This is a genomic window from Hyphomonas sp. UBA4494 (genome assembly GCF_002388935.1).
Classification (GTDB): Bacteria; Pseudomonadota; Alphaproteobacteria; order Caulobacterales; family Hyphomonadaceae; genus Hyphomonas.
In genome coordinates this window covers 1-3012 of sequence record NZ_DGNK01000041.1, presented here as the reverse complement: position 1 = coordinate 3012, position 3012 = coordinate 1, and the positions used below count along the sequence as shown (strand labels likewise).

Below are 3012 nucleotides of genomic sequence, written 5' to 3'. Positions count from 1 at the left end.
CCGGATCGTATTCGAGCCGGATCCCGAATCCGCTGAAACGGCCTGACAGCGAAATGCGGAATGAATGCAGCTTCCCTTGTGGCCGAGCCCAGAAAGACGCAATCTTTCGAGGATGATCAAATCATGTAACGCGCATACTCCTGCACGACGCGATCGGCGGTGATCTCCAATTTCTCGCGGCGCTGTTCCTGGGCTTCAGCGATGGCCGCCTGGACGTCATCTTTCGTCAGCAGTCGCGATCCTTGCATCTTTGCTGTGTCGGGGCTGTACCCAGCCCGGATCGCCGCCTGGGTGGCGTTGAGATCGACGAGATATTCTTGCACGAAGGTTAGCTGTTTGGGTGTCATGGCGAACGTCCTTCTGCATTGAACGTTATCTTATAACATGAAACGGCCATGACGTGTGGGTTCGCTGACGTCGTGTCCATCTCAATCACTACTCTGAGGGCACAAAAATTAGAGTTGGGACTCATAACCTTCGCGAAAGCCGATGATTATGCGCTCTCGCCAAGAAGGAATGTTGGCTTTCCGTCGATACTGACCTGATTTTTTTCGACCCAATGTTCTCGGACGCCTGACAGTCCCTTTCGCTCTTCCCATAGCCGCAAGGTGTCGCGTTCGCCGACGAATTCGTAGAGCGGCACACCAAACCCGCACGACTTCAGAAGGAACTCAACCTTCAGATCGATGATCTGTCGCGAACCGTTGCGTTCCGGGAACATGTCCAGCAGTTCGGGCCATTCATTGTCGCGCGGATGAATCAATTTCGCTTGCCCGTACGCTCTCAGGATCATCGGTCTTGAGTCGAAGGAACACCACATAAGCGTCATGCGCGAAGATTCCGCTAGATGGGCTCCTGTTTCATTTTCTGCGCCAGTCAGGTTTACCCAGACGATACGGTTCGGGCTCATTATCTTCAGTGAATCGGCATCCTTTGGAGCCATGTTGACCCGCCCTTCGGGCGCAGCCGTAGCCACAAAGAACATCTGCTGATCTGCAATAAACCTCTCGTGGATCGGTTCGATCTGATCAAAATGGGTTTTTGGCATTGGCTCGTTTCCATAATCCGCTTGTGAAACGAATAGGCATCCAAACTTCAACCGGGATTTCCCATTTGGCTCTCCGAAGCGAAGCGTGCCGCGTCCGACGGCGGCGATCAAGCCGGAAGTCGAGAAGAACTGCTGACGGGGCGGCCCGGCCGAAGCCGGAATGCACGCTGGCGGGCATTGAGGACCGGCAAGAGATAGAGTTCGCCGCCTTCCGGACACACCTCTCCCGTTATCACTGCAGGCCGATGGTGCGATAGGCGTCCTGGTCATGAAGGCGCCGCCTCAGCTGGTGGCCCGCGCAGGCCGTAGATCAGGTCGAGGACGCCGGAGAACACCGCGCGCGGCAGGGCGGCTTCGGCCATCTGGAAGACGGCATAGCGCGCATGGCGCACCATTCGCGCGCCCGTCTTGATCAGCCGCTCCCTGAGCGAGGTCAGCGACCAGCTCTCGATAGCCTTTGGCGTAGCCGACGTGCGCAGGAAGTTCGCCAGATTGTAGGCGAGCGCATGCAGCTGGAGGCGCACGGCGTTGGCGGCGAAGCGGATGCATGAAAGGCGCGTCCACTTCACCGCGTACTTGCCTTCCTTGATGTGCTGCTCGGCCGTGCCCCGGTCATTGTAGAATGACAGCACCCGCTCGTTCGGCAGGCTGCGGTTGGTCACGATGAACCCGATGGTCGGGAACAGCTGCCCCGGATGGAACTCGACCTTCGCCACGACCCGCCGGGGCTTCGACCAGCTCCTGGCTCGATAGTGGAAGCTGGTGTAACGGCGCACGACATGGTTCGGTGGGCGGCCTGGCGGTCGCCGGGTCAGGAACGCGACCTGTTCATGGAGCTTGGGATTGCCCTTGATGCGGATCGCGTAGTCCCAGCCCTCGGCTTCCAGTAGATCGAACAGTGCGGGGATGGCGAACGCCGCATCGGCCCGGAACCGCCGGCGCGTGATCGAAGGCCGCGCGTCGGCGGAATAACGCGCCAGCACCGGCTTCAGAACATCTTCCCAGCCATCGGCGCTGTGGACGTTGCCCGGCCGGAGCGCGCATCGCTCCAGATCGCCGAACTGGTTGAAGACGAACAGCGGATGCAGGCACTTGGATTGGAAGTGGCCGTTCCAGACAGCGCCCTCCTGCTCGCCATGCACAGGGCTCTCGGAGCTGTCCATGTCGAGCGTGATGCTCTTCGGCGGGCGGCGGTCATGCACGGCGTCGATCCAACGCCCCGGCAGATCGGCCAGGGCCGCCATGTTCCCATGCCGCGTCAGTATCTGCGTCTCGAACCGGCCCATGGCCGAGGCAGAGGCTGCACCATGCTTAATCGCGCGTCCGCCGATCAACTGCCGCATTACAGGGTCGCGGCGGAGCCGGTAGGCGTCGTTGACATCTTCGTAGCCGGCCAGGCGCGAGAAGATCGACTGGCGCAGCAGGCCGGCGAGGCGATGGCGGCCATTCTTCCCGGTGCGAGGATCGGCAATGCTGCCCGCCGCCAAGTCGATCAGCCCCAGCGCGTCGTCAAGCTCGCGGTGCAGCAGCAAGCCCCCATCGGAACTGATCGGATGCCCCCTGGAACGCGAGCCTCACGGAGCGGTCGAACTGGAGCTGCAAAGGGCCGGAATACGCTTCACCCGTCGCGTTCGCCCGCAAATCCCCGCCCCAATCTCATCAACCCATTGTTATAGTGAGACTATCACGCTGCCGAAGGCCGAGAAAAGGCGGTCCATATGGGAAATGCGGGTTGAGGCTTTCGCCTCCAAGCGCCGGGATCGAAAGGCCGCCCTCTCGTTCCTGCGCCGCGCGGCAGCCCTTGCCGTATGGCGGCAACTCGCCGCCTGAAGGCCGCCCTCCCCTGTCAATCAGAGACCTTTTGAGATTGGTCTGACAGCACCGCCAGCGACCCGCCTCACCGGCCTCCGAAAGGCATTGTCAGGGCAATCCGGCCTGAAGGGTGTGGATCGGCATGGAATAAG

General features: G+C 60.8%; 2 protein-coding genes and 1 pseudogene. All 3 read right to left on the bottom strand.

All coding sequences use genetic code 11. From position 1 onward, the window contains the following. Positions 1–116: 116 nt before the first annotated feature. The 3 genes and pseudogenes from B2P82_RS15680 to B2P82_RS15670 all read right to left on the bottom strand — a co-directional run bounded on the left by B2P82_RS15680 (position 117) and on the right by B2P82_RS15670 (position 2689). Positions 117–347, bottom strand: a complete 231-nt coding sequence (locus tag B2P82_RS15680) for a terminase small subunit (RefSeq protein ID WP_290497940.1) — start codon at positions 345–347, stop codon at positions 117–119. 146 nt (positions 348–493) lie between these two features. Continuing rightward, positions 494–1048 carry a pyridoxamine 5'-phosphate oxidase family protein gene (locus tag B2P82_RS15675; protein ID WP_290497938.1) on the bottom strand — a complete coding sequence of 185 codons (555 nt, stop codon included), beginning with the start codon at positions 1046–1048 and terminating at the stop codon, positions 494–496. 266 nt (positions 1049–1314) lie between these two features. Beyond that, positions 1315–2689: pseudogene (locus B2P82_RS15670) on the bottom strand (IS1380 family transposase). Between the last annotated feature and the right edge of the window lie 323 nt (positions 2690–3012).

Coding starts and splice junctions, on each gene's coding strand:
- B2P82_RS15675 (WP_290497938.1), bottom strand. CDS start 1,048: ATGCCAAAAACCCATTTTGATCAGATCGAACCGATCCACGAGAGGTTT.
- B2P82_RS15680 (WP_290497940.1), bottom strand. CDS start 347: ATGACACCCAAACAGCTAACCTTCGTGCAAGAATATCTCGTCGATCTC.